At 42.4% G+C, this 24,126-nt stretch carries 24 protein-coding genes; 20 read left to right on the top strand and 4 right to left on the bottom strand.

Annotated elements, in window-relative coordinates; all coding sequences use genetic code 11:
- Positions 1–40 precede the first annotated feature (40 nt).
- Positions 41–763 (top strand): MOSC domain-containing protein, encoded by a 723-nt coding sequence (locus NST25_RS19815; protein ID WP_076276121.1) that lies wholly within the window; start codon positions 41–43, stop codon positions 761–763.
- Between the two features lie 92 nt (positions 764–855).
- Entirely contained in the window at positions 856–2,928 is a 2,073-nt protein-coding gene (locus NST25_RS19810; RefSeq protein WP_339187665.1) for a serine hydrolase domain-containing protein, read from the top strand.
- A gap of 56 nt (positions 2,929–2,984) precedes the next feature.
- Here the strand turns inward: NST25_RS19810 and NST25_RS19805 are convergent, their stop codons facing one another.
- Positions 2,985–3,416, bottom strand: coding sequence for a flavodoxin domain-containing protein (locus NST25_RS19805; protein ID WP_076190655.1), 432 nt, complete (start codon positions 3,414–3,416; stop codon positions 2,985–2,987).
- A gap of 427 nt (positions 3,417–3,843) precedes the next feature.
- Here NST25_RS19805 and NST25_RS19800 point away from each other — a divergent pair, with 427 nt between their 5' ends.
- A complete protein-coding gene (locus NST25_RS19800) occupies positions 3,844–4,185 on the top strand; it encodes a DUF4181 domain-containing protein (protein ID WP_076127294.1) in 342 nt (113 codons plus the stop codon).
- A 302-nt stretch (positions 4,186–4,487) separates the two neighbouring features.
- Here NST25_RS19800 and NST25_RS19795 read toward each other — a convergent pair whose 3' ends face one another.
- Complete coding sequence (locus NST25_RS19795; RefSeq protein ID WP_076127292.1) at positions 4,488–5,297, bottom strand: lipase family protein; 810 nt, start codon at positions 5,295–5,297, stop codon at positions 4,488–4,490.
- 133 nt (positions 5,298–5,430) lie between these two features.
- On the opposite strand from NST25_RS19795, the gene NST25_RS19790 reads away from it, so the two are divergent.
- The 5 genes from NST25_RS19790 (at position 5,431) to nagA (ending at position 11,039) form a co-directional block, all read left to right on the top strand.
- Entirely contained in the window at positions 5,431–6,720 is a 1,290-nt protein-coding gene (locus NST25_RS19790; RefSeq protein WP_339187662.1) for an L-serine ammonia-lyase, iron-sulfur-dependent, subunit alpha, read from the top strand.
- Positions 6,721–6,919: 199 nt separating this feature from the next.
- Complete coding sequence (locus tag NST25_RS19785) at positions 6,920–8,386, top strand: YdiU family protein (RefSeq protein WP_340392303.1); 1,467 nt, start codon at positions 6,920–6,922, stop codon at positions 8,384–8,386.
- 38 nt (positions 8,387–8,424) lie between these two features.
- The gene (locus NST25_RS19780) at positions 8,425–8,907 is read left to right on the top strand and encodes a DinB family protein (protein WP_339187658.1); all 483 of its coding nucleotides are present in this window, start codon (positions 8,425–8,427) and stop codon (positions 8,905–8,907) included.
- A gap of 175 nt (positions 8,908–9,082) precedes the next feature.
- Positions 9,083–9,868, top strand: coding sequence for a DeoR/GlpR family DNA-binding transcription regulator (locus NST25_RS19775; protein WP_076182961.1), 786 nt, complete (start codon positions 9,083–9,085; stop codon positions 9,866–9,868).
- Positions 9,869–9,890: 22 nt separating this feature from the next.
- Entirely contained in the window at positions 9,891–11,039 is a 1,149-nt protein-coding gene (gene nagA, locus NST25_RS19770) for an N-acetylglucosamine-6-phosphate deacetylase (protein WP_339187656.1), read from the top strand.
- On the opposite strand, the gene NST25_RS19765 is transcribed toward nagA, so the two are convergent.
- Positions 11,028–11,798 carry an AraC family transcriptional regulator gene (locus NST25_RS19765; RefSeq protein WP_076190665.1) on the bottom strand — a complete coding sequence of 257 codons (771 nt, stop codon included), beginning with the start codon at positions 11,796–11,798 and terminating at the stop codon, positions 11,028–11,030. The genes nagA and NST25_RS19765 overlap by 12 nt on opposite strands.
- 19 nt (positions 11,799–11,817) lie before the next feature.
- The gene (locus NST25_RS19760; protein ID WP_076278710.1) at positions 11,818–12,399 is read right to left on the bottom strand and encodes a LysE family transporter; all 582 of its coding nucleotides are present in this window, start codon (positions 12,397–12,399) and stop codon (positions 11,818–11,820) included.
- Between the two features lie 116 nt (positions 12,400–12,515).
- Between NST25_RS19760 and NST25_RS19755 the strand changes: the two genes are divergently transcribed.
- From NST25_RS19755 to NST25_RS19700, 12 genes are all read left to right on the top strand, one after another.
- Complete coding sequence (locus NST25_RS19755; protein ID WP_340392300.1) at positions 12,516–13,070, top strand: GNAT family N-acetyltransferase; 555 nt, start codon at positions 12,516–12,518, stop codon at positions 13,068–13,070.
- A gap of 197 nt (positions 13,071–13,267) precedes the next feature.
- The gene (locus NST25_RS19750; RefSeq protein ID WP_038572158.1) at positions 13,268–13,747 is read left to right on the top strand and encodes a DUF6530 family protein; all 480 of its coding nucleotides are present in this window, start codon (positions 13,268–13,270) and stop codon (positions 13,745–13,747) included.
- A gap of 42 nt (positions 13,748–13,789) precedes the next feature.
- A complete protein-coding gene (locus NST25_RS19745) occupies positions 13,790–14,149 on the top strand; it encodes a GIY-YIG nuclease family protein (RefSeq protein ID WP_340392297.1) in 360 nt (119 codons plus the stop codon).
- Positions 14,150–14,338: 189 nt separating this feature from the next.
- Positions 14,339–15,337, top strand: a complete 999-nt coding sequence (locus NST25_RS19740) for a Gfo/Idh/MocA family oxidoreductase (protein ID WP_076127279.1) — start codon at positions 14,339–14,341, stop codon at positions 15,335–15,337.
- 2 nt (positions 15,338–15,339) lie between these two features.
- Positions 15,340–16,257, top strand: a complete 918-nt coding sequence (locus NST25_RS19735; protein ID WP_254857007.1) for an AraC family transcriptional regulator — start codon at positions 15,340–15,342, stop codon at positions 16,255–16,257.
- Positions 16,258–16,274: 17 nt separating this feature from the next.
- Positions 16,275–17,357 carry a Gfo/Idh/MocA family oxidoreductase gene (locus tag NST25_RS19730; RefSeq protein ID WP_076190679.1) on the top strand — a complete coding sequence of 361 codons (1,083 nt, stop codon included), beginning with the start codon at positions 16,275–16,277 and terminating at the stop codon, positions 17,355–17,357.
- Positions 17,358–17,495: 138 nt separating this feature from the next.
- Complete coding sequence (locus NST25_RS19725) at positions 17,496–18,200, top strand: response regulator transcription factor (RefSeq protein WP_076127275.1); 705 nt, start codon at positions 17,496–17,498, stop codon at positions 18,198–18,200.
- A 3-nt stretch (positions 18,201–18,203) separates the two neighbouring features.
- Positions 18,204–19,589 (top strand): HAMP domain-containing sensor histidine kinase, encoded by a 1,386-nt coding sequence (locus NST25_RS19720; protein ID WP_339187648.1) that lies wholly within the window; start codon positions 18,204–18,206, stop codon positions 19,587–19,589.
- A gap of 90 nt (positions 19,590–19,679) precedes the next feature.
- Positions 19,680–20,213 carry a hypothetical protein gene (locus NST25_RS19715; RefSeq protein WP_076182931.1) on the top strand — a complete coding sequence of 178 codons (534 nt, stop codon included), beginning with the start codon at positions 19,680–19,682 and terminating at the stop codon, positions 20,211–20,213.
- A 138-nt stretch (positions 20,214–20,351) separates the two neighbouring features.
- Entirely contained in the window at positions 20,352–21,473 is a 1,122-nt protein-coding gene (locus NST25_RS19710) for an FtsW/RodA/SpoVE family cell cycle protein (protein ID WP_076278706.1), read from the top strand.
- A gap of 30 nt (positions 21,474–21,503) precedes the next feature.
- On the top strand, positions 21,504–22,523 hold the full coding sequence (locus NST25_RS19705; RefSeq protein ID WP_340392292.1) for an LCP family protein: 1,020 nt from the start codon (positions 21,504–21,506) through the stop codon (positions 22,521–22,523).
- A 179-nt stretch (positions 22,524–22,702) separates the two neighbouring features.
- On the top strand, positions 22,703–23,878 hold the full coding sequence (locus NST25_RS19700; RefSeq protein ID WP_340392291.1) for an MFS transporter: 1,176 nt from the start codon (positions 22,703–22,705) through the stop codon (positions 23,876–23,878).
- Positions 23,879–24,126: the final 248 nt, after the last annotated feature.

Raw genomic sequence — 24,126 nt, 5'->3', positions numbered from 1 at the left:
AAGATACGTTGCATTTTAAGACAAGTGGAGGCGTTGTATTATGTTATCAGTTGTTGGTGAAATTCAAGGAATTAATCGTTACCCGGTCAAGTCATTTGCGGGTGAAAAATTAGAAAGCTGTATGATTGAACCGTATGGAATGCTTGGTGACCGTTTTTGCTCCTTTTACGATGAGTCAAAAGAGGGCTGGCGAAGATATATCACCGCTAGAAATATACCGAATATGCTTACCTATCAAGCGCAATTTATAGATGGACAAATCCATGTAACGGCATCAGACGGGCGAACCTTTGGATGGGATGATAATCTATTGGAAGAAATCCAAAGCCAAACCAAAACTCCAATCACTATGTCTGGTCTAAAAGCTGCACATCCACAGCCAGAACATCCGCAACTCCTATCCGTGGATGGCGCTAGTATTCTACTCATTACGGATGCCAGCTTAAAAAAACTGGAGGCAACCTGGGGGCATTCCTTGGATCAACGTCGTTTTCGCGGGAATTTTGTTATCGCGCTGAATGATGATTCTCTTTTTGAAGGAGATTGGATTGGACGCCGGCTCAACATTGGGGATGTACAGCTACAGGTAGATAGTTTTTGTGAGAGATGTGTCGTGATTACGATGGACCCGGATAGTCTCCAGAAGGACCCAGTTCTTTTGAAAAAATTACATAAAGAGTTTGATTTGCATTTCGGAGTCTATGCCTCTGTAATCAAAACAGGGGAAATTCGAATCGGAGATAAAGTAGAAATAGTAGATTAGATATATAATCCCAATAGTATAAACTTCCTTTACATTACTCCATGGATAAATTATCCTTTAAAGGATGACGATTTCATATCGGGAGGTTATGTATGAAGAAAAATTTGGCATCCTTATTAGTTGCATTGCTTCTATTGGTGTATGTCCCTACTAGTGTTTTAGCAGCGGATAGCAGCAAAGGGCAAACGTATGTGAACACTCAGAAGGTGGCAGCAGAGAAGGCGGCGTTCTTAACGGAGAAGCTGGGGACGACTAGTCTCCAATATGCTCTTATTGATGGCGATAATATCGTTGTGAGCGGTCAATCTGGATTTAGCCATGTGGAGAGTAAGACAGCACCAAGCGTCACAACGATGTATGGTATTGGCTCGACGAGTAAAATGTATACAACAGCTTCTATTATGAAGCTTGTTGAGCAAGGAAAAGTAGATTTGGACGGTTCAGTCGTATCTTATTTGAATAATTTTACGATGGAAGATTCTCGTTATAAGCAAATCACTGTACGGATGCTGTTGAATCATTCATCAGGTCTTGCTGGCTCGAACTTATCCAATTCTTTCTTATTTAATGATTCCGATCCTATTGCAAAAGATAGTTTGCTAGAGACTTTGTCAACACAACGTCTGAAGGCCGATCCAGGCGCCTACTCAGTATATTGTAATGATGGATTTACGTTGGCTGAGTTGATTGTTGAAAAGGTCAGTGGCACGGACTTTACCACATTCATTCATCAAAATTTCACAGAACCTCTAGGGCTTGAACATACGAAAACGCCTGTAGATTCTGTAGCTTCTTCTCAGCTGGCTAGTGTCTATAATGCTACCTACTCAGCAGCTTTACCTAAAGAAACCATTAACGTGATTGGAACAGGTGGTATCTATTCCACTGCTGAGGATTTGGTGCGTTTTGCAACTATTTTTACAGGCCAATCGACTGGCATTTTGTCAGAAAAGTCTGTAAAAGCGATGGAACAAGAGGAATATAAGCTTGGAATATGGCCTAAAGGAGCCGATAATTCGTTAGCTTATGGATTAGGCTGGGACAGTGTGAACTTATATCCATTTAACCAGTACGAAATCAAGGCTTTGACAAAGGGTGGAGATACAGGTCTGTATCATACCTCATTAGTTGTACTGCCCGAGCAGCAGATGGCAGCAGCAGTAATATCTTCTGGCGGATCAAGTACAACGGACCAGATGCTTGCCAACGAAATTTTACTCAGCGCTTTACAGGAAAAGGGAGTTATTAAGGAACTGAAAGCTACACCTACATTTAAAACTTCGAACAAAGAGGATATGCCGCAAGAATTGCTAAACTATGCGGGTGTCTATGGTGATTCTACGCAACTGATGAAGATAGAGGTTAGTAAAACTGGGGAATTGAGTATATCTTCAATTATAGCTCCTACAATGCCGGCGCAGAAATTTTCCTATAATTCGAACGGAGAATTCTTAGATGCAGAGGGTACAAGTAAAGTTAGCTTTGTGAAGGAGAGCAATGGCCGTATCTATCTTTGGAGTCAAGGGTATGGGGTGATTCCAGGACTTGGTGAAACTGCCGTTACCCAATATGCAGCTGAGAAGCTTGAACCTAATGCCCTATCTCAAGAGGTCACTACTGCATGGCAGCAGCGCCAAGGGAAATTGTATTTTGATGTCAGCGAGAAGTACAGCTCCCAATATTACATGAGTATGCCGGTAGCTGGAATCGCTATGTTCCCTGACGCACCTGGTTATATGGGCTCGAATAAAATAACTGGGCCTAATAAAGCAGAAATGACCGTGCAAATCCCAACCATCGCTGGGCGCGATCTTGCGGATCTTATTTTTGAAGAGAAAAATGGTGTGGAGTATTTAAAGATTGGCAATCAATTGTTTATACATCAAGATGCGGTTAAACCTATTTATGCAGGCCCGCAATCTATGGTAACTATCCAATCAGATGGATATGCTAGATGGTATGGAGTTCCTGAAACGGCAACAGGTAAGATAATGACAGTAGAGCTGCCAACCAAAAGTTCTTTTGCCGTCTATGATGAGAATGGTGTATGTGTGAATTACTTCACCATAAGCGGTCTTAAACAAGTCAAACTTCCTAGCAACGGCAAAATTGTATTTGTAGGTGATGTCGGTGCGAAGTTTGAAGTGACCCTCAAGGCGCAATAAACGTATATAAAAAAAGAATCCTGTTATCAAGATTTTCGTCTTGGTAACAGGATTTTTTATTTGAAATTTTGTGAGAATTCTCTTATTTTATCTACCAAAATCCCTTTTAGCTGATCAGTACCTTCCTTTGGAGCCTTATAGGCCTTATAACCTCCAAAAGATTCAATACAAATCGCAGCTTCTTTCAGATCATCAGGGAAATTTTTCTCTATTAATTCTTCGGTTTTCTTAGGTTTCTCGTTGCAAATGTAGTAGCCCATCTTCTTAGTCAGTAACTCATCTTTATTTTTTTTGATAAAGTCACGAATGGCTTTATATATTTTTTCATCTCTTACTCCTGCTCCTAAAATAATGCTATCAAATGCCTCGATATTCGGCTTCTCTAATTCTATATTGCAAATTTTGCTCTGAGGTAGCTCTTCTGATAATACTTTTGCACATTGTTCTGTTGCTCCAGATTTTGTAGCGTATAGAATAAGTACTGCCATTGTGTTCCCTCTTTTCAGTTAAGATTAATCGTGTTCCCGCATTGAAAAAACTCTCGCATACCAATTATCTTGATTATCAAGATATAGTATATTTTATCGAATATACTGATCATTTGTCAAGCCAACGGCAAGCTCCTGAGTGTTAATTAGATATCCTTATTATGGTATCATGGGAATAATATTAATCTAATGCTAACTATATCTTTAATGAAATATACAAAAATAAGAGGAGTGAACGTAAATTGGGGATCATCGTAATGCTAATCATCTATTTGTTGCTTGGAATATTCGTGATTAAAGTAGGCATCGATAACTCTAGAAGTACGCAACTATCAAAAGAAATATTAAATGAGTTAAAAGAAATCAAAGAACTAATGATCAGAAATAAATACGAATGAATTCTATATAAGAGTGGAGGTGAACGAAAGTGAAAATTGGACTTATACTTATAATCCTTGCTTTTTCTAACCTATTTCTAAGGATATGGATTGTTGGCCCGGATAAAGAAAAACTTCCTGAAGACGGTTATGAGCTTAATATAAAAGGGAAGCTTATACTTGCACTTGTGGGATTAATTACGGGGATTGTGATAATAATTGCCGATGGCCCAGAGGGTACGGTTATGAAGTGGTTTTGGATTGTAGTCATAATAGTAGCAATAGGATTTCAGTCGTTTATCGACTGGAAATTTCTAAAACATACGAAACAGCACATAGTTTCACTTATTCTGTTAGTCCTGGGTGTGGTATTAGTTTATTTTATATTCTGATCTAGTTTCATTCGTACCGGTTTCGGACCCAGATGATGTTAATTGCTAAATAATCGCCTTTTGGGCAGCGTTTCGGACTCCAGTGCAGCTATTCGTTAGAAAGTGACTTATATTACGGGTTTTTTATGCCAATAGTGTCCATGGGGTCCGATGGAATTCTTAAAGTGGAAATATACTGCTGTTAGTGTCAATGGAGTCCGTTAGTGACTTTGTAACTGCTGATGGCATCGAATCATACGAAGAAAAGAGGTGTTCCGGCAGCCAGCATATGGCTTGTTGGGCACCTCCTTTTTGTGTTCACATTATACTTCTGCTTTCGTAGCCACGAGTGGACAGAATCCAGGGTTCGTTATACATAATTCTTGAGCGAATTCCGGTTGGAGCTTGGAGAGCTCGGCGAAATAGCTGCTGATTACGTGATTACCACTTGTAGATCCATTCTGGAAAGACAGTGAGTTAAAAGTATGGACATGATTGTAATAATACTTTTTTTCCCGTTTGGGGAGCTTATAGACATGTGGAGGTGCGTAGGTTACAACATCAAAAAGATTGGCATACCGGTAACTCTTCCGCACATATTGTTTGAAAATATTAACGAAGTCCGGATCACCTACCCGTGGGGAACCATAAGTATATAGGTTAGGTGAGGTGTAAGAGGTATTTGCCGCAATATCTAAGGTACATAAGGTGGCGAGCGCTCCACCGAGGCTGTGGCCCGTAATGTATAGGGTCTTGTCAGGAGATAGCTTGGAGAGCGCAGAGAAGATGCCGTCCCGAGCTGAAGAATAAATGTTGGTGAAGCCACGATGGGTGAGAGAGTCTTCTTTAAGATATTTGAACCGTTCCTGTGAAGCGAGGACGTTGGATATCCAATTGGTCGTCGTACTGGTTCCCCGAAAGGCGATAATAATCTCTTGTGGAGACTCCAAAATAAAGCCGAAACGTTCCCATACATTATTGAAGGATTGTGCTTCAATGGGATGACATAGCTGATAATCTAATGGAATGACGAAAACTCCATCTATATTTGAAAATTGTGTATAGGTTTGCCCGCAGACTGCAGCTAGAAAGATCGCCCTTTGCTCTTGCTCATCCCGCTTACTCACGTACATCCCGCCTTTCTTTCCTACACTATATTAGGGGGATGAAGGAGTGATTCCTAAGAAAAAGGATTCCCTGAAACTTCTCTCTGAGTTACTATATATAAATAAGTCCAACAGCGAGAGAAAAGGGGGAAATGCATACATGAGCAACTTATTGGAAATTTTACACAAGGAAGTCGTGCCGGCAGAAGGCTGTACGGAGCCGATTGCAGTTGCGTATGCCGTCTCCTTGGCGGCAGAGCTTCTCGAGGAAGAAATTACGGGGATTCAGCTGCATCTCAGCGGTAATATTATCAAAAATGCAATGGGAGTGGGCATTCCCGGGACAGGCCAGACAGGCCTGCCCATCGCAGCAGCCCTTGGAGCGGTGGTCGGCCGTTCTCACAAGGAGCTGGAAATTCTGTCAGGTCTGACGCAGGCTGAGTTGAAGATGGCAAATGACCTGCTGGATAGAAAGCTGCTAAAAGTGGAGATAAAGGACACTCCTGAGAAATTATATATTGAAGCCCAGTTGTTTACGCAGAACCATACGGCGACTGCCATTATTGCCAGAGAGCACACCCATATAGAATATTTGGCTCTGGACGGGGAGAAAATAACACCCCGGAATTCAAAAGCCGACTGTGGCAAGCCTGGTCTTTTCGACACGGAAGAGTATGCGGGCTCAGTTGACCAGATATTCGAGTTTATCTGTACCGCTCCTTTTTCAGACCTAAGCTTTCTCTTGGAAGGGGCGCGGATGAACAAAGCGATCTCTGATGAGGGATTGCGAGGCGATTATGGCTTGCAAGTAGGTAAGAAAATGAATCAGCAATCAGCGGTGAATCTGTTCGGCAATGATGTAGCGAACAGAATTATCGCGGCTACCGCAGCGGCTTCAGATGCTCGAATGGATGGCAGTGCAATGCCTGTGATGACAACTGCGGGCAGTGGCAATCAAGGCATCGCCTGTACGCTTCCCGTTATAGCTCTGGCGGAATTGCTGGACAAAGATGAAGAAATGCTAGCTCGGGCGCTTGCACTGAGCAATCTGGTCACTGTGCACATCAAACATTATATCGGGCGTTTGTCCCCATTATGTGGTTCAGGGATTGCAGGGGGAGTAGGAGCAAATAGCGGGATCATTTATCTCATGGGCGGCAGTCTTGAGCAGATCAAGCATGGGATACAGAATACGATAGCTTCTTTGTCAGGCATGATCTGTGACGGTGCGAATTCTACCTGTGCGCTGAAGATTTCCACCTCCACTAATACGGCGATCCAGGCAGCCACACTGGCTATGAACAACATTGCTCCTACAACCAAGGATGGTGTAATTTTCGAAGAGGTGGAAGATACCATCCGCAACATGGAGCGTTTGGTTCAGGAAGGGCTGGCGGATACTGACAAGACCATTCTCAATATTATGCTCTCCAAAGGCGGAGCGAATTAGCTTCCAAATAAGTTGAAAACAAGATAGAACATCATAATTAAGACCGCCCGGTTCCCTGCATAAAATGGGAGGAAGCCGGGCGGTCTTTGTAACACTTCGGCAAAAACATAGGTCTGCGAGAAGATTTGCATTAAATTTTAACATAACTTATTCTGAGTTAATAAAGGCATAGAGACTGAGGGTATAAAAAGGAGATAATATGACAGAGAAAATAGATATAGGCTGGAATTTTGCGAACAGTTATACTCATCTGCCGGAATCAATGTTTACAAGGATTAAGCCAACGCCTGTGCGTAAACCGGAACTGATTATTTTTAATGAACCATTGACTGCTACTCTAGGGCTGAATAGCACAGCACTACAGAGTAAGGAGGGGCTTGGGAATCTTGCCGGCAACGAAGTTCCTGTAGGTACCCTGTCGCTTGCGCAAGCTTATGCTGGACATCAATTCGGACATTTTACCATGTTGGGAGACGGTCGAGCAGTGCTGCTGGGCGAACAGATCACCCCTCAAGGTGATCGTGTAGATATTCAATTGAAGGGTGCGGGAAGAACCCCATATTCTCGTGGTGGCGATGGCCGGGCAGCGCTTGGACCGATGTTACGCGAATATATCATCAGTGAAGCTATGCATGGACTTGGGATTCCTACGACTCGCAGCTTGGCGGTGGTAGCTACAGGGGAGCCGCTAATTCGGGAAACGGAACAGCCGGGGGCGGTTCTGACCCGGATTGCTGCCAGTCATTTGCGTGTTGGAACCTTCCAATATGTTGCTGCATGGGGGACTGTGGAGGATCTGCGTATTCTGGCTGATTACACGTTGCAAAGACATTATCCAGAAGCTCCTGTGGAAGATAATCCATATCTTGTTCTGCTTCGGGAAGTAATGGAACGTCAAGCAGCGCTAATTGCTAAATGGCAGCTTGTAGGTTTTATCCACGGAGTGATGAATACTGATAATATGGCCCTTAGCGGAGAAACGATTGATTATGGTCCATGTGCCTTCATGGATGTGTATAATCCTGAGACAGTATTTAGTTCCATAGACCAGCAGGGTCGTTATGCTTACCACAATCAGCCCGGGATTGGCGCATGGAATCTCGCCAGATTTGCCGAGACTCTCTTGCCATTGCTGGCTGACGATCAGGCACAGGCGATTAAGCTGGCTGAGGAGGCAATTTCAGATTTTTCGGAGCGGTCCTATCAATATTGGCTAACGGGAATGAGAGCGAAGCTGGGAATCTTTAACGAAGAGTTAGAGGATGTTGCTCTGATTGATACCCTCCTTGAACTGATGCAAAAATATCGGGCTGACTACACTAATACATTTCGGTCCTTAACTTTAGGCGTAACGGAAGATGCTGATCTGTTTGGCACCCCTGAATTTAAGCAATGGAATGAGCTATGGCAGGCGCGGCTTAGCAGGCAGCAGGAATCACAATCCTCTTCACAGAAGCTGATGCATAGCAGCAATCCTGCGATTATTCCGCGGAACCATCGTGTAGAAGAAGCGCTTGAGGCTGCGGTAGAGCGGGAAGATTACGATGTGATGGAGAGGTTACTTCAAGCTTTGACTAACCCATACGCCTACTCCTCTGAACAAGAGGAATACTCGGCACTTCCTGAGGAATCCGCATGTCCATATCGTACATTCTGCGGTACTTGATTTGCATATAATTTATCTGGAAAATGGGGGAAGGAAGAATGTTTCATGCTTATGATGTTCTAGCCAACCAGTTGCTGGCCAATGCGAATGATCCGAGTTGGTATGTGCCCTTTGAAGTGGCGGTTAAAGACTTAAGTGAAGAAGAAGCTTTTTGGAAGGTAACGGAAGAAAGCAATAGTATTGCTGAGATTGTGCAGCATCTGCTTTACTGGAATGAAACTTGGCAAACAAGGTATAAAGAAGCCAGTGTTCAGGCGGTTCCTCCAGTGGATAGTAATAATAATACCTTTGTCGTTGCAGAAGGGAAAACGTTCGAAGCGCTGCAAAAACAACTTTTAGAGGTTCTTTTACACTGGCAGGAATTGATTAAGAAAGAACAATTGGAAGCTGATGTTCGAGGATTTCCAGACAGTAAATGGTGGGAAGTTCTAGGAAATGTAACAACACATAATGCTTATCATGTGGGCCAAATTGTTTATATTCGAAAGATACAGAAGAGCTGGAACCGCGATGTGAAGTGACATTGTGAAGTGAATCCTAAAGAATAGACATTTTAAAGACGTTAGCGGATGCACATTCATCTGGCTTTCGTCTTTTTTTACGCATTAATACTTATATATACTTAATTATTAACTTATAAATGCTTGTAAATACTTATAAAATGACTTATGATGACTTTAGGAGGTGAATTTCATTATGTATCAAGAGGAACGATTATTAAAAATACTCGAATATTTGAAACAACACCAATCGATGAGTGTTCAAGATATCTGTACGCAATTTGAAGTCTCAAGAGATACTGCCCGACGGGATATTGTTAGGTTAGTACAAGAGGGCGTCGTTGTTCGGACGCATGGCGGTCTAGCGTTACCTGAATTGCAAAAAGAATTATTATCTTATCAAGATCGTTTGATCGATGAATCCGAGAGTAAGCAGAGAATAGGGAAGATCGCGGCCGGACTTATCCAAGATCGTGAGACTGTAATTTTAGACGTATCGACCACTGTACAGTTTGTTGCAGAACAAATTAGTGCGCAGGATATTACGGTTGTCACGCACTCGATAGATAATGTAGGGATTTTATCCCATCGCGAGGATCTGCTAATTTATGTACTTGGTGGTTACTTGAATGTGAAAAACCGCTTGTTATATGGTTCTTCCATTATCGATAAACTTAGTGAAATTCGTGCGGATAAAGCCTTTATTGGAGCATCGGCGATCTGTGCTGATGGACTCTATTATCCTTATGAAGAAGATGCGCGGGTAAAAAGAGAAATGGCTCGAAGATCTGATCAAGTGATTTTAGTAGCGGATCACACCAAATTTAATGCTAAATCCTTTTATCGGCTAGACTTTGATTTCGTTGATATTTTAGTTACAAATCGAGAGCTTCCAATCGAGATCAGAGAAGTTCTAGATCAGAAGAACATCACAGTTATTGAGTGCCTAGATGAAGCTGAAGAGGTTCGAAATCAAGAGTGATAACGACTGGAGGAGAATGTTTATGACTTATATTTTGCAAAATGTACAAGTAGTGCTTCAGAATAGTATAGTTTCAGCGGCCAATGTATGGATTTCTGAAGGAAAGGTGATGAGGATAGACTCAGGAGATATTTCTATCCCAGAGGGTGAGTATGAACGGATTGATGGCGGAGGGCATTTGTTAGTGCCCGGAATGATAGATGTGCATATTCATGGCGCTAACGGGTTTGATATGATGGACGGTACTGAAGAGAGTATTCAAGAAGTATCGAAGGCTTGTGCAGCTTCTGGTTGCACCTCATTTCTGGCTACCTCTGTGAGTTCTACGATGGAGGATCTTTTAGAGATGATTCGTAGTGTCAAACGTGTCATTGGGTATGAAGTGGGAGCAAAGATCGCAGGCATTCACTTAGAGGGACCTTATCTAAACCCCAAGAGAAAAGGAATGCAAAATGAAAAGTATCTGCGGCATCCTAACTTAGAGGAAATGAAGCTCATTTTCCAAGAAGCTGGATCACTCATAAAAATGGTTACGATTGCTCCCGAGCTGCCGGGAGGCATGGAGCTTCTTTCCTTTTTGAAAGAACAGGGAGTGGTGATAGCGATTGCTCATTCGGATGCCACATATGAGGAAGCCAAACAAGCTTTTGCCGCTGGGGCAAGTCATGTTACGCATTGTTTTAATGGCATGCGGCCGATCCATCATCGAGATCCGGGGATTGTGGTTGCCGCTTTCGAAGAGAAGCATGTGAGCCTGCAAGCTATTGTGGATAATGTCCATCTGCATCCTGCAATTATCCGCTTGATGCATACCATGAAAGGACCGGAAGGAATGGTCTTGATCACAGATGCCTTACAGGCAATGGGGTTAGGGGATGGGAATTATATATTTGGAGGACATCAGGTTACGGTATCTGGTGGCATAGCGCGATTGGAAGATGGCACGCTGGCCTCCAGTACAGTTACCATGAATGAAGCCTTACGTTATACTGTCGATACTGGAATTTCGCTCACAGATGCCGTGCAAATGGCTTCAACTACACCGGCCAATATTCTTGAACTTCAACAAAAGGGGACGATCACCTCTGGCTTGGATGCTGACCTGGTTCTCTTGGATGATGAATTTAAAGTGCTCTGGACAATGGTAGGAGGGCAGATCTTACAGCTGTGACCGGTATTCATGTGCGGTTATTCCGAACACGCTTTTAAAATGCCTGTTCAGATGAGTTAGATCCACAAATCCGCAATCTACAACAGCTGCATAGATATCCTTGGTTCTCTCTATGGACTGCTTGGCACGCTCTACCTTGCAATTTAAGAAAAATTGATAGGGTGATATTCCTGTATGTGTCTTAAACTCGCGAATAAACTGATATTTGGATAGACCAAACTCTGTGCAGAGATCGTCCAGCTTCAGCACATGGTCTAAGCTGCAGTACATCATTTCCTTTGCTTTTTTGAGAAATTTATTATTCGTTCTACGATCGGTAACTATTTCAGTATTAGAGACTAAATGAACCAGAGTGAATAGCAGTTCACTGCACAAAGACTCCTCTTTGCCATTCTGAATGGCATGGTTTAGGGCTAATATGCACTGCGCCAATTTGTCATCGTATAAGATAGGAGTGGCGAAGCGGAGTTCTTTTTTTTCTAGTATCTCTAACATTAGGGTTGGCTTAATATAAAGCATGACATAATCAATGCCACCTTTATCATACGCATTGCCATCATGCGTTTGTTCCGGATTAAACAACATTACGCCATTTTTATGAGAGGACTGCAAACTACCATCAAGATTATATTGCTGAATGCCACGAAGGGTCACACCGAGTGCATATTCCTCATGGCAATGTTTTTTATAGGTGAAATCAGTAAGGCTGGCGGATAAGGACAGGATCTCTGCTGACTTTTTATAGTTAAATTTCTCCACGTTCTTAACCTCCACGACTTTATAGGATTCCCGATATCATAATGGCCGAGTATACTAAAAACAGTGCCATCACGGTATTTAGAACTTTTTGATGATTTTTCATAAATGTTCTGAAGATTGTCCCAAATACAACCCATGTCGTAAATGCAAAAAATCCGATCACAGTTATAATTATAACAAATATAAACAAGGCAAGCGAAGAGGTATAGAATGGCATTACGTAGTTGGGAATAACCGTTAGTGTAAATACTAGCACTTTAGGATTCACAAGCTGCATAAGCACGCCTGAGCGGAAATTGGCATTGGGGTCAGGTTGGTCTTCCATTGAACCCATTTTAAAGATTTTATAAGCAAGGTAGAGCATATATAAACTCCCAATGATTTGCATAATGATCAGGATATTTGGGATGATTTCTACTAGAATACGGTTCAGCAGAGTAGAAAGGATAAGTAATAAGCCAAAAGCCAGCGTGGATCCGTATACATACCCCATTGATTTTTTAGCCCCGGAATGCTGCACGGAAGAAAGAATAACAATATTGGTAGGACCGGGTGTAAATGTAGCGACAACGCAATAGATCAGAAAGGACAATATATTCATGATGACCTCCAGTAAAGTAGTTCTATGAATATAAACCTTTCAGTCTGAATGCTGATAGTATATTATTGCAGGGTTTTTAAGAATTCCGGCCGGGAATAGAAGAGGTGTCCGAATCAATGAATAAGAGTAATCAAATGACCATAGGCACGCTTTCTCCAGCTGATTTTGAATCCACATGCTCTGTTTTTGAAACTTCAATCCAAGATGCCTTTGAAAAAGAAGGGCTTGATCATTTACAAGACGATATCCAAAGTGAAATAGATCATAAAAAGCAAATGGTGATGACTTCACTGGATACTACGACTGGGGAGCCTTACTTCCTTCTTGCAAAAATAGAAGAGCAGGTTGTCGGTACGATTTCCTTTGGACCTTGTGGCGAAGATATTCAAACCTGCACGGATCATCAGTTAGATGAAATAGGGGAATTGGACAGTCTATACATTATGCCAAGTTATCAGGGCCAAGGTGTGGGTTCAGCCTTAATTAAGGAAATGATGATATTTCTAAAAAAGCAAGGGGTAGAGCAGTTTTGTCTGGACAGCGGTTATAAACGTGCACAGGTCAGGTGGCAACGTAAATTTGGGCAGCCTTATAAAGTAGTAGAAGACTATTGGGGACCTGATTCTGTCCATATGGTTTGGTTTTGTAATGTGAATGATCATTTAAGCTAGAGATATATATTACATGAAAATAACAGTCCCTTTGCTACGCGCAGAGGGATTTTTTGTTTTGTTGGATAAAACGGGTGTAATGTCGTTTGACAGATGATCTTTTGCCGGGTAATATGAATCTTATATTTAGTAAATTAGTAATTTAGTAAATGAGTAAATTAGTAAATTAGTAAATCATAAAATGGAGAGTGACTAACATGAAAATTCCAACAACTCTAAAACATAAACCTGTAGTCGTGTCAGAAAATTACGAGCAGGTTGATGGCCGCTACGCCGGGGACACAGATGCAAAAGGTCTGTCCCTAGGATTAGCACAATGGAACGATAGAGGAAAGGTCGACATCTCAGCAAAGGTATGGAGACATACAGGGGACAAATGGTCGAGACAGTCCGAAGAGCTGCCAATGCACAGAGTGCTTGACCTGGCAATTTTGATTTGCAGAAGTAGTTTGTATTTTCAAGAGGCCTATCGTTTTCCAAAAATGTATGATCCCGAGAGCCCTATGATTGATCGTATTGGACTGCAGGGAGATGCAATGAGTGTATCTGTATGTGCAGATAATCCCATGATTGATAATGATATTAAGCTGTTCGCTCAGGCGCTTAGTGATGATGGTGAAATGATCGGAGAACGACTTTCGGTATTGTCCCGTTTATTAAAAGAAATGGGGTACTGAAATTTAGCAGAATGGCCTGTGAAAGGAGAATCATAAATTATAATGGACAAAAGTAAACGTAAAGAACTTCAGGAGCAATATAAGCAGCTCAAGACGTACATGGGTGCTATTCAAATTACAAACAAAAGAAGCGGGAAAATATTCGTTGACAGCTATCCCAACCTGAAGAATAAATGGATGACTATACAGATGCAATTAGATATGGGCAGATTTGCGAATGCAGAGCTGCAAAAGGACTGGAAGGAACTTGGAGCAGAAACCTTCAGCTATGAGGTGTTAGAGCAGAAGGAGTCAGAAGACGTAACCGACGTGCGCTGGGAGCTTAAACTATTGAAAAAGAAGTGGTTCGAGAAACTGCAGCCCTTTGATGACAAAGGATATAATAAGCCACTAACCCATTAAGCCAAGTATAAAGAAACCTTTAGCTTTTATAGCAAGGGTTTCTTTTTTTAGGGATCGTATTTCACTCCGGATTTTATGTGTCGTAATATTATATATGTTTTGTCGCATTTTCCTACTAAAAAAGCTGTTTATTATGTGTTATTTTTATAGCAGATGTCAGAATAACATATATACGGGAGGCACAAGTAAATGACCATTAGAATTGGTAAGCTCAGCTATTGGCATGTGCATGCATGGGATTATACCAAGCAAGCTCAGGAGCATGAAGATACCGTATTAGCTGCAGTTTGGGACGAAAACGTAGAGCGTGGGAACAAAGCTGCGGAAAGCTTGAATATTCCTTTTTTTGAATCACTGGATGATCTGCTTGCGCAAGAGGATATAGATGCCGTTATCGTGGATGCACCAACGAATATGCATAGAGACGTAATCATGGCTGCGGCCAAAGCGGGTAAACATATTTTCACAGAAAAAGTTATTGCCCCAACGTTAAAAGAAGTTAACGCAATTATCGCAGAAGTTAACGAGAACAAAGTGAAGCTAACGGTCTCCTTGCCTCGTTTAAATGACGGCTATACATTAACTATTCAAGAGATTCTAAGTCAGGAACTGCTCGGCAAGATTACTTACGTTAGAGTTCGCTTATCCCATAACGGAGCAACGGAAAGCTGGCTTCCCGATCATTTCTTTAGCTTGGAGCAATGTGGAGGCGGAGCTTTGATTGATCTGGGCTGTCATCCCATGTATTTGGCGAAGCTTTTCTTAGATCAAGATGTGACTGGGGTTAGTGCTAATTTTGGGTATGTAACCGGTAAAGAAGTGGAAGATAATGCTGTAGTGACATTATTTACGGATTCAGGAGCAATTGGTGTGGTGGAGGCTGGTTTCGTGAATAGTCATTCGCCGTTTACTATCGAGGTGCATGGAACTGAAGGAACGCTGCTTTACGGAACACCAGAGAATAAGCTTCTTCTTAGAACGAACAAATCCACAGATAAAGAAGAAGGCTGGAAAGAAGTAGCCCTGCAAAGCAATCGTGAAAGCGCCTTCCATCAATGGGTTGATCATATTCAAAATAATACACTCGCCACTCAAAATGTTGAAATGGCAGTTGAGCTTACCAGATTAATGGAGGCGGCGAACCGCTCGGCTAAAGAAGGCTGTGTAATTCCGATTGGGAGGACTTAACGTTGAGCAGCTTTCCCTATGAGATGATGTTTGAGAAGCAGGACATGCTTGAAAGATTGGATATCACGATTCTATGGGGACATTACGAGATTACAGTGTTTAGATTTCATTTGACATCTTTTCCACCGGGCAGAGTAGTCGAGTTCCATAATCATTCTGAATTTGAGTTTCATTTCATTCCGCGCGGGAAGGGAGAAGTCATTCTTGGGGATCAAAGGTATCCTCTGTCAGAGGGGATGTTCTATCTAACCGGACCAGGTGTTATGCATCGTCAAGAGGCAGCCGCAGATGAATCCATGGAAGAGCTATGCCTGCATGTTGACATCAAGAAGAGGATCCGGGATGATGCGGATCTTTGGGAGGTTGCGGAAGCTGAGACCTGTGTGGAGAAGCTGAAGTGTTTACCCTTGGTCCCAGCACAAGATTATCACGGGGCTATGAAGTGTTTTCGAGAAGCGTACGAAGCATGCGATGGGAAGTTGACCGGATATTATACTTCAATTAAGCATCTCGTGATTAGTATTTTATTAAAGGCCGTTAGAGCGTATGATTCAGGCGGGATCCGCACGGAGGCGCCGGTTAGAGATATGCTGACTTACCGGTATCAATACGCAATGCAATATATGGAAGCGAATTATTCAGGAACGGTTACCTTAGAAAATGTTGCGGAAAAGCTAAATATTAGTTCAAGGCAGCTGCAGCGGGTGTTTAAGCAAGTAAATGCAGAACAATCATTCAGTAGGGCGCTTGAGGACATCCGATTGCAAGCGGTCTGCCGCAAGCTTGAAGAAAGCAATTATCCGATAGAACAAATCGCACAGTCGGAAGGGTTTACCAATGCTACCTATTTGCATATTGTCTTCCGCAAGCGGTTAGGCATGACACCGGCAACTTATCGAAACAGCAAACAAATCCATTAGAGGTGAGGGTGAAGGATATGAGTAAGGTTTTTCGTGTAGGGATTATTGGATGTGGTGGTATTGCGAATGGCAAACATCTTCCAAGCTTGAGCAGACAAAGTAAGGTTGAGATCGTGGCTTTTTGTGACATTATTAAAGAACGTGCTGAAGAAGCAGCGGAGAAATACGGAAATAATAAAGCTACTGTCTATACGGATTACACTGAACTATTAAAAGATCAATCCATTGATATTATTCATGTGCTTACGCCTAATGATGTCCATGCGGAAATATCAATCGCTGCACTAGAAGCCGGAAAACATGTGATGTGCGAAAAACCAATGGCTAAGACAGCGGCAGATGCCAAACGAATGGTTGAAGCAGCGAAACGTACAGGCAAGAAGCTGACCATTGGATATGACAACCGATATAGAGAAGACAGCTTATATTTGAAAAAAGCCTGTGAGTCCGGAGAGCTTGGTCATATCTATTTTGCAAAAGCACATGCCATCAGACGGAGAGCCGTACCGACCTGGGGAGTATTTCTTGATGAAGAGAAACAAGGCGGCGGTCCGCTTATCGATATCGGAACTCATGCGCTGGACCTAACCCTTTGGATGATGGATAACTATAAACCAAAAGTCGTGCTGGGCACTAAATATCATGAACTTTCACAAAAGGAAGAAGCCGCCAACGCATGGGGACCGTGGGACCCTAAAAAGTTCACCGTGGAGGACTCAGCCTTTGGAATGGTCGTAATGGAGAATGGCGCAACAATCATGCTGGAAGCGAGCTGGGCTCTGAATTCACTAGACGTACATGAAGCGAAATGCAGCTTAAGTGGAACGGAAGCAGGCGCAGATATGAAGGACGGACTTAGAATTAACGGAGAGAAATTCAGCAAGCTGTACACTAATAAAATTGAGCTTGGGGCAGGCGGCGTTGCCTATTATGAAGGTAAAGCTGAAAGTGCTCCGGATATAGAATTAAGAAAGTGGATTGAAGCGATTGAACAGGATAAGGACCCGGTTGTAACTCCTGAACAAGCTTTTGTTGTTTCGCAAATATTGGAAGCTATTTATGAATCGGCGCAGACCGGCAAGGCTGTGTATCTGGATTAGATTTTGACAACTATAGCGATTTAGAGTAATATCCACTTGTGATTTAATTATAGGGATCTGAGACAAGACTTTCTCTTTACCGGGAGAGTTTTTTTGTTTTTTTACTTGTTTAGACTCTGGGTAATAGGGGTGGAAATCGTGGATACTATTGATCGCAATCATGTGCTTATTGTGGAAGATGACGATAATATTAGACGTTTTATATCTATAAATTTAACGAATAACGGGTTTGTGGTTAGTGAAGCTGCTTGTGGAGAAGAAGCCTTGCAGAGCTTTGAGGTGAGCCGTCCAGATGTTCTGGTTCTGGATATCATGTTGCCTGATTCTAATGGGTTCGAAATATGCCGAAAGCTAAGAGAGAAAGACGCTGGGGTCATCATCATTTTCTTAACCGCTCGTGGACAGGATATGGACAAAATCAATGGCCTTGAAATGGGTGCTGACGATTACATTGTTAAACCTTTTAATCCATTAGAATTGGTAGCACGTATTAAAGCGATTTTGCGCCGTACAGAATCAGCTCTCAAGCCGCAAAAAACGATACTTCAAGCTGGACCGATTCGGCTGGATCTGAATGCAAACAAGATGTTTAAGCAGGATGACAGCATTGAATTAACTCCGAAGGAATTTCAGATGATGAAGACCTTTCTGGAGCATCCGGATACAGCACTCTCTAGGAATGAATTAATGAATCTTGTCTGGGGAGAAGATTATATTGGAGATCCTAAGACGGTAGATGTTCATGTGCGTAAGTTAAGAGAGAAAATTGAGGTTGATCCTTCTAATCCGCTTTGGATTGAGACGGTATGGGGGCTCGGATACCGCTTTAGAAAGGATGGTTGAAGAATGGGAATTCAGAAAAGATTAGTAGGAAGCTATTTTGTAGTCATCTGTCTTACTGTGCTCATTCTTGAAATCATTCTTAATGTATCTGTACGATATTATTATTTTCATAACATTGAGGAAACCCTGATGAATCAAGCAGAGCTATCGGCTTCTTTTTTTCAGCAATACTTTGGGGACCAGGATCTGGAGGAACAATCGGATAGGTTACTGAAGGGGTTTGCGAGTCATTCCGATGCACAGGTACAGATTATTAATGTTGAAGGCCGGCTGTTGCAGGATTCAAATGGACTTCAAGGCGATCTTACTATGACTGAGTACATAGATGTGCAAGCAGCAATAAAAGGGCAGCCCGGCAGTTGGAAAGGTGCGGACCCTAACACAGAGGAAGCGATTTACGCGGTATCCTATCCTTTACAAGCGAATGGAAACATCGTGGGGGGAGTCAGATTTATCACGTCCTTAACGGAAACTATACATACAGTTAAACAGATTACGGTTTTACTGATCGGGGTGGGGATCATCGTCATTGGCATTGTCACCTTACTTGGATTATTACTGTCTTGGACCATAACCAGATCCATTAAAGATTTGAAGCAGGCAGCAGACCAGATGACCGAAGGTGATTTCAGCATCAGAGTGCATAAGCGCTATCAAGATGAGCTTGGTTCATTGGCGGATACGTTAAATATGATGGCAAGCCGAATCTCCAAGAGTGAACAGCTTAAGAATGATTTTATCGCTTCCGTATCCCATGAACTGCGAACGCCCTTGACCTCGATCAAAGGTTGGGCAATTACCTTAAAGGCGAGTGAGGTGAGTAATCAACCTCTGTTTTATGATGGGCTTGATATTATTGAATCCGAAAGTGACAGGTTAACTCATATGGTGGATGAATTATTGGATTTCTCCAAGTTGGATAACGGAAGAATCGCCGTTCACTTCACATCTGTGGATCTAACAGAACTACTGCAGCATATCGGCAGACAACTTACCCCTAGAGCGACCCGACAAGGCATCTCACTAGATGTAAAAATAGAAGAACATCTGCCAGTGATTCAAGCTGACGAGAATCGTGTGAAGCAAGTCATGATTAATCTCATTGATAATTCACTCAAATTTACTGGTTCATCAGGTCGAATCTTTATCACCGCTCATACGGTTCCAGGGAAAGTCGTGATTTCTGTAAAGGATACAGGCTCAGGCATCGCTGAGACGGATTTAGAGAATGTGCGGCAAAAATTCTACAAAGGGGATCAACAGGCTTCGGGCAGCGGCTTGGGATTATCCATCTCGGAACAGATCATTAAATTGCATCATGGAGAGCTGCGAATAAGCAGCACTTTAGGCAAAGGAACGATTGTCCATTTTGACTTACCGATAGAATAAGAATTCAAATTTAACTATTTCATAACCACTTTCATCTCTTTCACAGATAAAATACTATATATGCGGACAAGCGAGGAGTCGATGATCCAAATGCCGAGCAAATTCATAAAAATAGGTACCCTGTTGACAACTTTATTTTTGCTCGGAGGATGCGGAGTCCCGGCGACACCCGGAGAGCTGATTAAACCTCCATCATCAGAAGCAAATCTGCAGCGAGACAAAACGAGCCAGGAATTTATTAAGTGGCTTCCAGACAAAGCTCAATTGATAACTCCGATGAAGGGACAAGAAGATAATGCCATCTCCTTTGGCGATATGGATGGAGACGGAATCGACGAAGCTGTAGTTGTGTATGAGTACAGTAAAAACAAAGGATACACTATAAAAGCAATGTTGTTGAGGCAGGAAAATGAAGCTTGGCAGAAGATTTCCGAGGTTGAGGGGTTTGGGTATGGTCTAGATTATGCCGGATTCTTTGATGTTGATGAAGATGGCCATAACGAGCTTGCACTGGGCTGGTCATTGGGTGAGGCAGGTAATGGTATGGATATTTATACGCTAAGTGAAGATAAACTTAAGCTGTTATCGAAGAAGGCGTATCAGGGCAAATATGATCTGAGGTAATCATTTAACCTAATCATCCGCAGCGCTTCATTGAGAAAAAAGAAGTAAAAGTGCTCAGCGGATTATTTATAATGCCCATTTTCATGTATATATCCCCTACACAACAAGAAAACTACAGAAATTAAATAGAGGTTGTAAATGCTTATCTCTACCAAAATTGCAAAGCTGGACAGATCCGTACTTTTTCTCACCACCTGCTTAGTTGGCATGGGTACTGTTGCTATTTATGAAGCGACTACGGATACGCGGTTAGACGGTCTTTACATAAGTTATTTGTATTTATTTGCTTTATTTTGCCTACCCATGTTATTCATTGCTTTGGTAGATTATAAGATTCTATTAGGCAGGTTAGCCTATCTCTTTTATGGCGTGGGCATAGGTTTACTAGTACTAGTCAAGCTGGTTGGAGAAAACCTCAATGGTGCTGTGCGTTGGTTAAGTATTGGGAGCTTTCAGCTTCAGCCCTCCGAGCTGGCTAAAATATGTACGGTGCTGCTCATTGCTCATCTATTAGGTACACGAGAGGGCCAGCGGCTGCGATTTTTTCAAGATTTAGTGCCGGTCTGTTTCGTTTTTTTAATTCCTTTCATTTTAATAATGGATCAGCCCGATTTGGGTACAGCACTCGTATTTGCTGGCATATTACTTAGTATGCTGTGGATTGGTAACATCCGTGCTCTATATATGATTCTGATCCTTGGTGTTGTGATTATTTCGATCGGCACGATATTATGGCTGTATTATGCTAACTTCGACCTGTTATCCAAGATTGTCGAGCCCCATCAACTGTCACGAATCCAAGCTTTTTTGGACCCGCAGAGCGATCCAGATAAGTCTTGGCATGTGAAAAACGCAATGATAGCCATTGGCTCCGGAGGATTATCGGGCAGTGAAGGTATTTTTTTGCGAAAAGGATATATTCCATATGCGTATTCCGATTCGATCTATGTAGTCATCGGGGGGAAATACGGTTTTATAGGTTCATCCGTGCTGCTGATGCTTTATTTGCTGCTCGTGTACCGAATGATCTTTATTGCGCTGGATAGTAGGGACCGTGCGGGTACCTATATTGTCACCGGGTTTATCGCTATGTTCATCTTTCAAGTTTCCGTTAATCTTGGGATGCATATTGGGTTACTGCCCCTAACGGGGATTTCATTACCTTTTATTAGTTATGGAGGCAGCTCGTTGCTAACTAATATGATAGCGATTGGCATAGTGCTAAGTGTTAAAGTTCATAAGGATGAAAGCGCTGATTGAATAAGCTATTGGAACTGAGTGGAGGAAATTATGTCTAACAAACGCAAGTGGACAACAACCCGTAAAATTCTGACGAGCATTGGTCTTGTCTTAGGCGCAACTATTATAGGGATTGGAGTATATGCAGGGTATTTATACAAAAAGACGGATGATGCGATACAGTGTATGGCAGCTCCAGTCACCATCCAACCCACTGCTGCTCCAGAGGAAAAAAAGGAGACGGTATCGGTTGAACCTATGATTTTTCTGCTTGCCGGGGTAGATAGCCGGGACGGTGGCGGTGGGGTAATGAATACTGATGTTCTGATGCTTGTCAGCTTCAATCCGGACACGAAATCAACAAGTTTCTTATCTTTACCCAGGGATTTGTTGCTAAAACCTAAATCGTTACCTTCCCGTAAAGCCAATTATTATTATGCTTATCATTACATAAAAGACAAAACAGAGGCTATTCCGAATACAAAAGAGTTTTTCAGCAATTTGCTCGGTCTGCCGATTGATCACATGGTTGTGGTGAATTTTGATGTGTTGCAGGAGACCGTGGATTTGCTTGGCGGACTGACTATAGATGTAGATATGGATATGAAATATACCGATACGGCAGATGGTACACACATCGATTTAAAGAAAGGCTTGCAGAAGCTGGATGGCCAACAAGTTCTTGATTTTGTGCGGTACCGTAAATCGAATCAAGGAACGGCTGAATCCTCCGATTTCCAGCGTAATGATCGGCAGCAGCAAGTAATCAAGCAGATTCTGGATAAGCTAGGAAACTTCCAAGGTGTGTCCCAATGGGGAAATGTATTGGATATCATTGGTGAAAATGTGAAGACGGATATTCCTCAAGCAGATCTGCAGCAGTGGTTATTCAACTTCCCTAAACTTAAACCAGAGCATATTAATTCCTTACATGTAGAATCTCTTTGGAAGAGCCCGTATGTCTATGTGAATAAAGAGGATCTAAAACAAGCACTTACTACTCTGAGTACGGAAGCAGGCGTCAGCTCCGAAAGCTCATTACACTTGGAGAATGTTGGAACGGTGGATTAACATCTCTAACCCTGCTCTTAAGAGCAGGTTTTTTTGTTTGTTCTACTATAAATCCCGCTAACCAGTAAAGTAATCCGCCAAGAGGTAGAGGCCTGACTTCCATGCATAGTACCATAAACACAGCGATTATAACGAATCGTATATTGTTTCTGGTTTACTTGAGAGGAGAAGGGAATTTTATGAAATACAGACGGGGTATTATGTTTCTAATCGTACTTACAGGAATGATCTCAATAGCTGCTTTTAATCCGATTATTGGTCCGCTTGCGCGAAATTTGGGGCTGAGTGATTTTCAATCAGGATGTTTAGTATCGGTGGCGGGGTTATGTTGGCTGCTCGGAGGATATTTCTGGGAAAAACAAACGTTTATGAGCCGAAAGTGGCTGCTTGCTTCGATTATGTTCGTCTATATGGCCACACTCATCATTTTTGCACTATTGGCTGATTATGCAGTAAATGCACAGAGTAAAGAGAGTCTGTTTTGGAGTTTCTTTTTACTTCGCGCAATCGCTGGCTTTTTCTTTGGAGGAATTCCGGCATTAGCACAAGCTTATGTTATGGGCTGGAGTACAAAAGAAACCCGTACACAAGGAATGGCATTATTTGGTGCGGCCAACGGTCTTGGTTTCGTAGTAGGACCCGCAATGAGTGGAGGAATGGCTTCACTGGGCCTGACCTCACCAATGTACGCGGCAGCTATTTTATTGTTCACCTTGGCTATATTGTTTCTGGTGTTTATTCCTAAAGAAAAGAATATTGAGATTCAGCGGCAGGCGATTTCACTTTCCCCCAATGATCGACGGATACGCCTCTATTTATGGATTGGACTTTTGCTTTCGTTTGCTCTGAATATCGTGCAGGTTACTATCGGATTTTTTGTGCAGGATAGCTTGGGTTACAGTACTCAGCAAGCCACTCAGTTAATTGGAATGGGGCTGGCGATCTCGGGAATAATGGTAGTGCTCTCGCAAATTGTAATCAGTAAGTATCTCAAATGGCATCCTAAAAAAGTGCTGCTCGTAGGACTCTTATTTGTTGCCTTAGGCTTGCTGGGATTGTTATTGTTCATCAGATTTGCGTATGTAGACTTTACATTCTTGGGTATTGGCATCGGCTTTACACTGCTCGGCTACAGTGCGGGTGCTTCAATGGCGGTTCAAGACCATGAGCAAAGAAGCGTTGCTTCCTTTATTGCGGCCCTGCAAGGTGGCGGGTCATTCATAGGGCCAGTTATAGGTACGGCCTTATACACCGTTAATATGGCGCTTCCTTATTCTATCTGCGTACTGTTGATATGTATTGTAGGTCTCGCTAATATGAAGAAAAGAGCGGCGGATCGTGTGGAGAGTTGTTAAAGAAGAAAGGCTGCTCCTAATAGCAGCTTCAGGCTGTCGAGGGTGACTCGACAGCTTTTTTTGTAGCTTTCTGCTGGCAGTGAGTTTATGTAGAAAATAAGGAGAAAGAGTTTTTTACCTCGTATTGAGCTTCCAGTTAATAGTATAATAAGAACTCGTAGGAGTTATTTCAATATGTTGTAGAGAGGTTATCCAGAATAACTGTATACGAATACATACTCATATTTTTTTGAGGAATAAGGAGATGA

Origin of the sequence: Paenibacillus sp. FSL E2-0190 (assembly GCF_037992965.1) — a bacterium.
In the GTDB taxonomy this organism is placed as follows: domain Bacteria; phylum Bacillota; class Bacilli; order Paenibacillales; family Paenibacillaceae; genus Paenibacillus_AQ; species Paenibacillus_AQ odorifer.
Note: the sequence above shows the minus strand (reverse complement) of the source record. Positions and strands in the feature narration are given on the sequence as shown.

Excerpts from the sequence above, each read along its gene's own strand:
- NST25_RS19730 (WP_076190679.1), top strand. The coding sequence starts at position 16,275 with ATGAGTAAGGTTTTTCGTGTAGGGATTATTGGATGTGGTGGTATTGCG.
- NST25_RS19790 (WP_339187662.1), top strand. The coding sequence starts at position 5,431 with ATGAGCAACTTATTGGAAATTTTACACAAGGAAGTCGTGCCGGCAGAA.
- NST25_RS19815 (WP_076276121.1), top strand. The coding sequence starts at position 41 with ATGTTATCAGTTGTTGGTGAAATTCAAGGAATTAATCGTTACCCGGTC.
- NST25_RS19810 (WP_339187665.1), top strand. The coding sequence starts at position 856 with ATGAAGAAAAATTTGGCATCCTTATTAGTTGCATTGCTTCTATTGGTG.
- NST25_RS19700 (WP_340392291.1), top strand. The coding sequence starts at position 22,703 with ATGAAATACAGACGGGGTATTATGTTTCTAATCGTACTTACAGGAATG.
- NST25_RS19760 (WP_076278710.1), bottom strand. The coding sequence starts at position 12,399 with ATGAATATATTGTCCTTTCTGATCTATTGCGTTGTCGCTACATTTACA.
- NST25_RS19745 (WP_340392297.1), top strand. The coding sequence starts at position 13,790 with ATGGACAAAAGTAAACGTAAAGAACTTCAGGAGCAATATAAGCAGCTC.
- NST25_RS19805 (WP_076190655.1), bottom strand. The coding sequence starts at position 3,416 with ATGGCAGTACTTATTCTATACGCTACAAAATCTGGAGCAACAGAACAA.
- nagA (WP_339187656.1), top strand. The coding sequence starts at position 9,891 with ATGACTTATATTTTGCAAAATGTACAAGTAGTGCTTCAGAATAGTATA.
- NST25_RS19740 (WP_076127279.1), top strand. The coding sequence starts at position 14,339 with ATGACCATTAGAATTGGTAAGCTCAGCTATTGGCATGTGCATGCATGG.
- NST25_RS19755 (WP_340392300.1), top strand. The coding sequence starts at position 12,516 with ATGAATAAGAGTAATCAAATGACCATAGGCACGCTTTCTCCAGCTGAT.
- NST25_RS19715 (WP_076182931.1), top strand. The coding sequence starts at position 19,680 with ATGCCGAGCAAATTCATAAAAATAGGTACCCTGTTGACAACTTTATTT.
- NST25_RS19750 (WP_038572158.1), top strand. The coding sequence starts at position 13,268 with ATGAAAATTCCAACAACTCTAAAACATAAACCTGTAGTCGTGTCAGAA.
- NST25_RS19780 (WP_339187658.1), top strand. The coding sequence starts at position 8,425 with ATGTTTCATGCTTATGATGTTCTAGCCAACCAGTTGCTGGCCAATGCG.
- NST25_RS19785 (WP_340392303.1), top strand. The coding sequence starts at position 6,920 with ATGACAGAGAAAATAGATATAGGCTGGAATTTTGCGAACAGTTATACT.
- NST25_RS19720 (WP_339187648.1), top strand. The coding sequence starts at position 18,204 with ATGGGAATTCAGAAAAGATTAGTAGGAAGCTATTTTGTAGTCATCTGT.
- NST25_RS19775 (WP_076182961.1), top strand. The coding sequence starts at position 9,083 with ATGTATCAAGAGGAACGATTATTAAAAATACTCGAATATTTGAAACAA.
- NST25_RS19795 (WP_076127292.1), bottom strand. The coding sequence starts at position 5,297 with ATGTACGTGAGTAAGCGGGATGAGCAAGAGCAAAGGGCGATCTTTCTA.
- NST25_RS19710 (WP_076278706.1), top strand. The coding sequence starts at position 20,352 with ATGCTTATCTCTACCAAAATTGCAAAGCTGGACAGATCCGTACTTTTT.
- NST25_RS19705 (WP_340392292.1), top strand. The coding sequence starts at position 21,504 with ATGTCTAACAAACGCAAGTGGACAACAACCCGTAAAATTCTGACGAGC.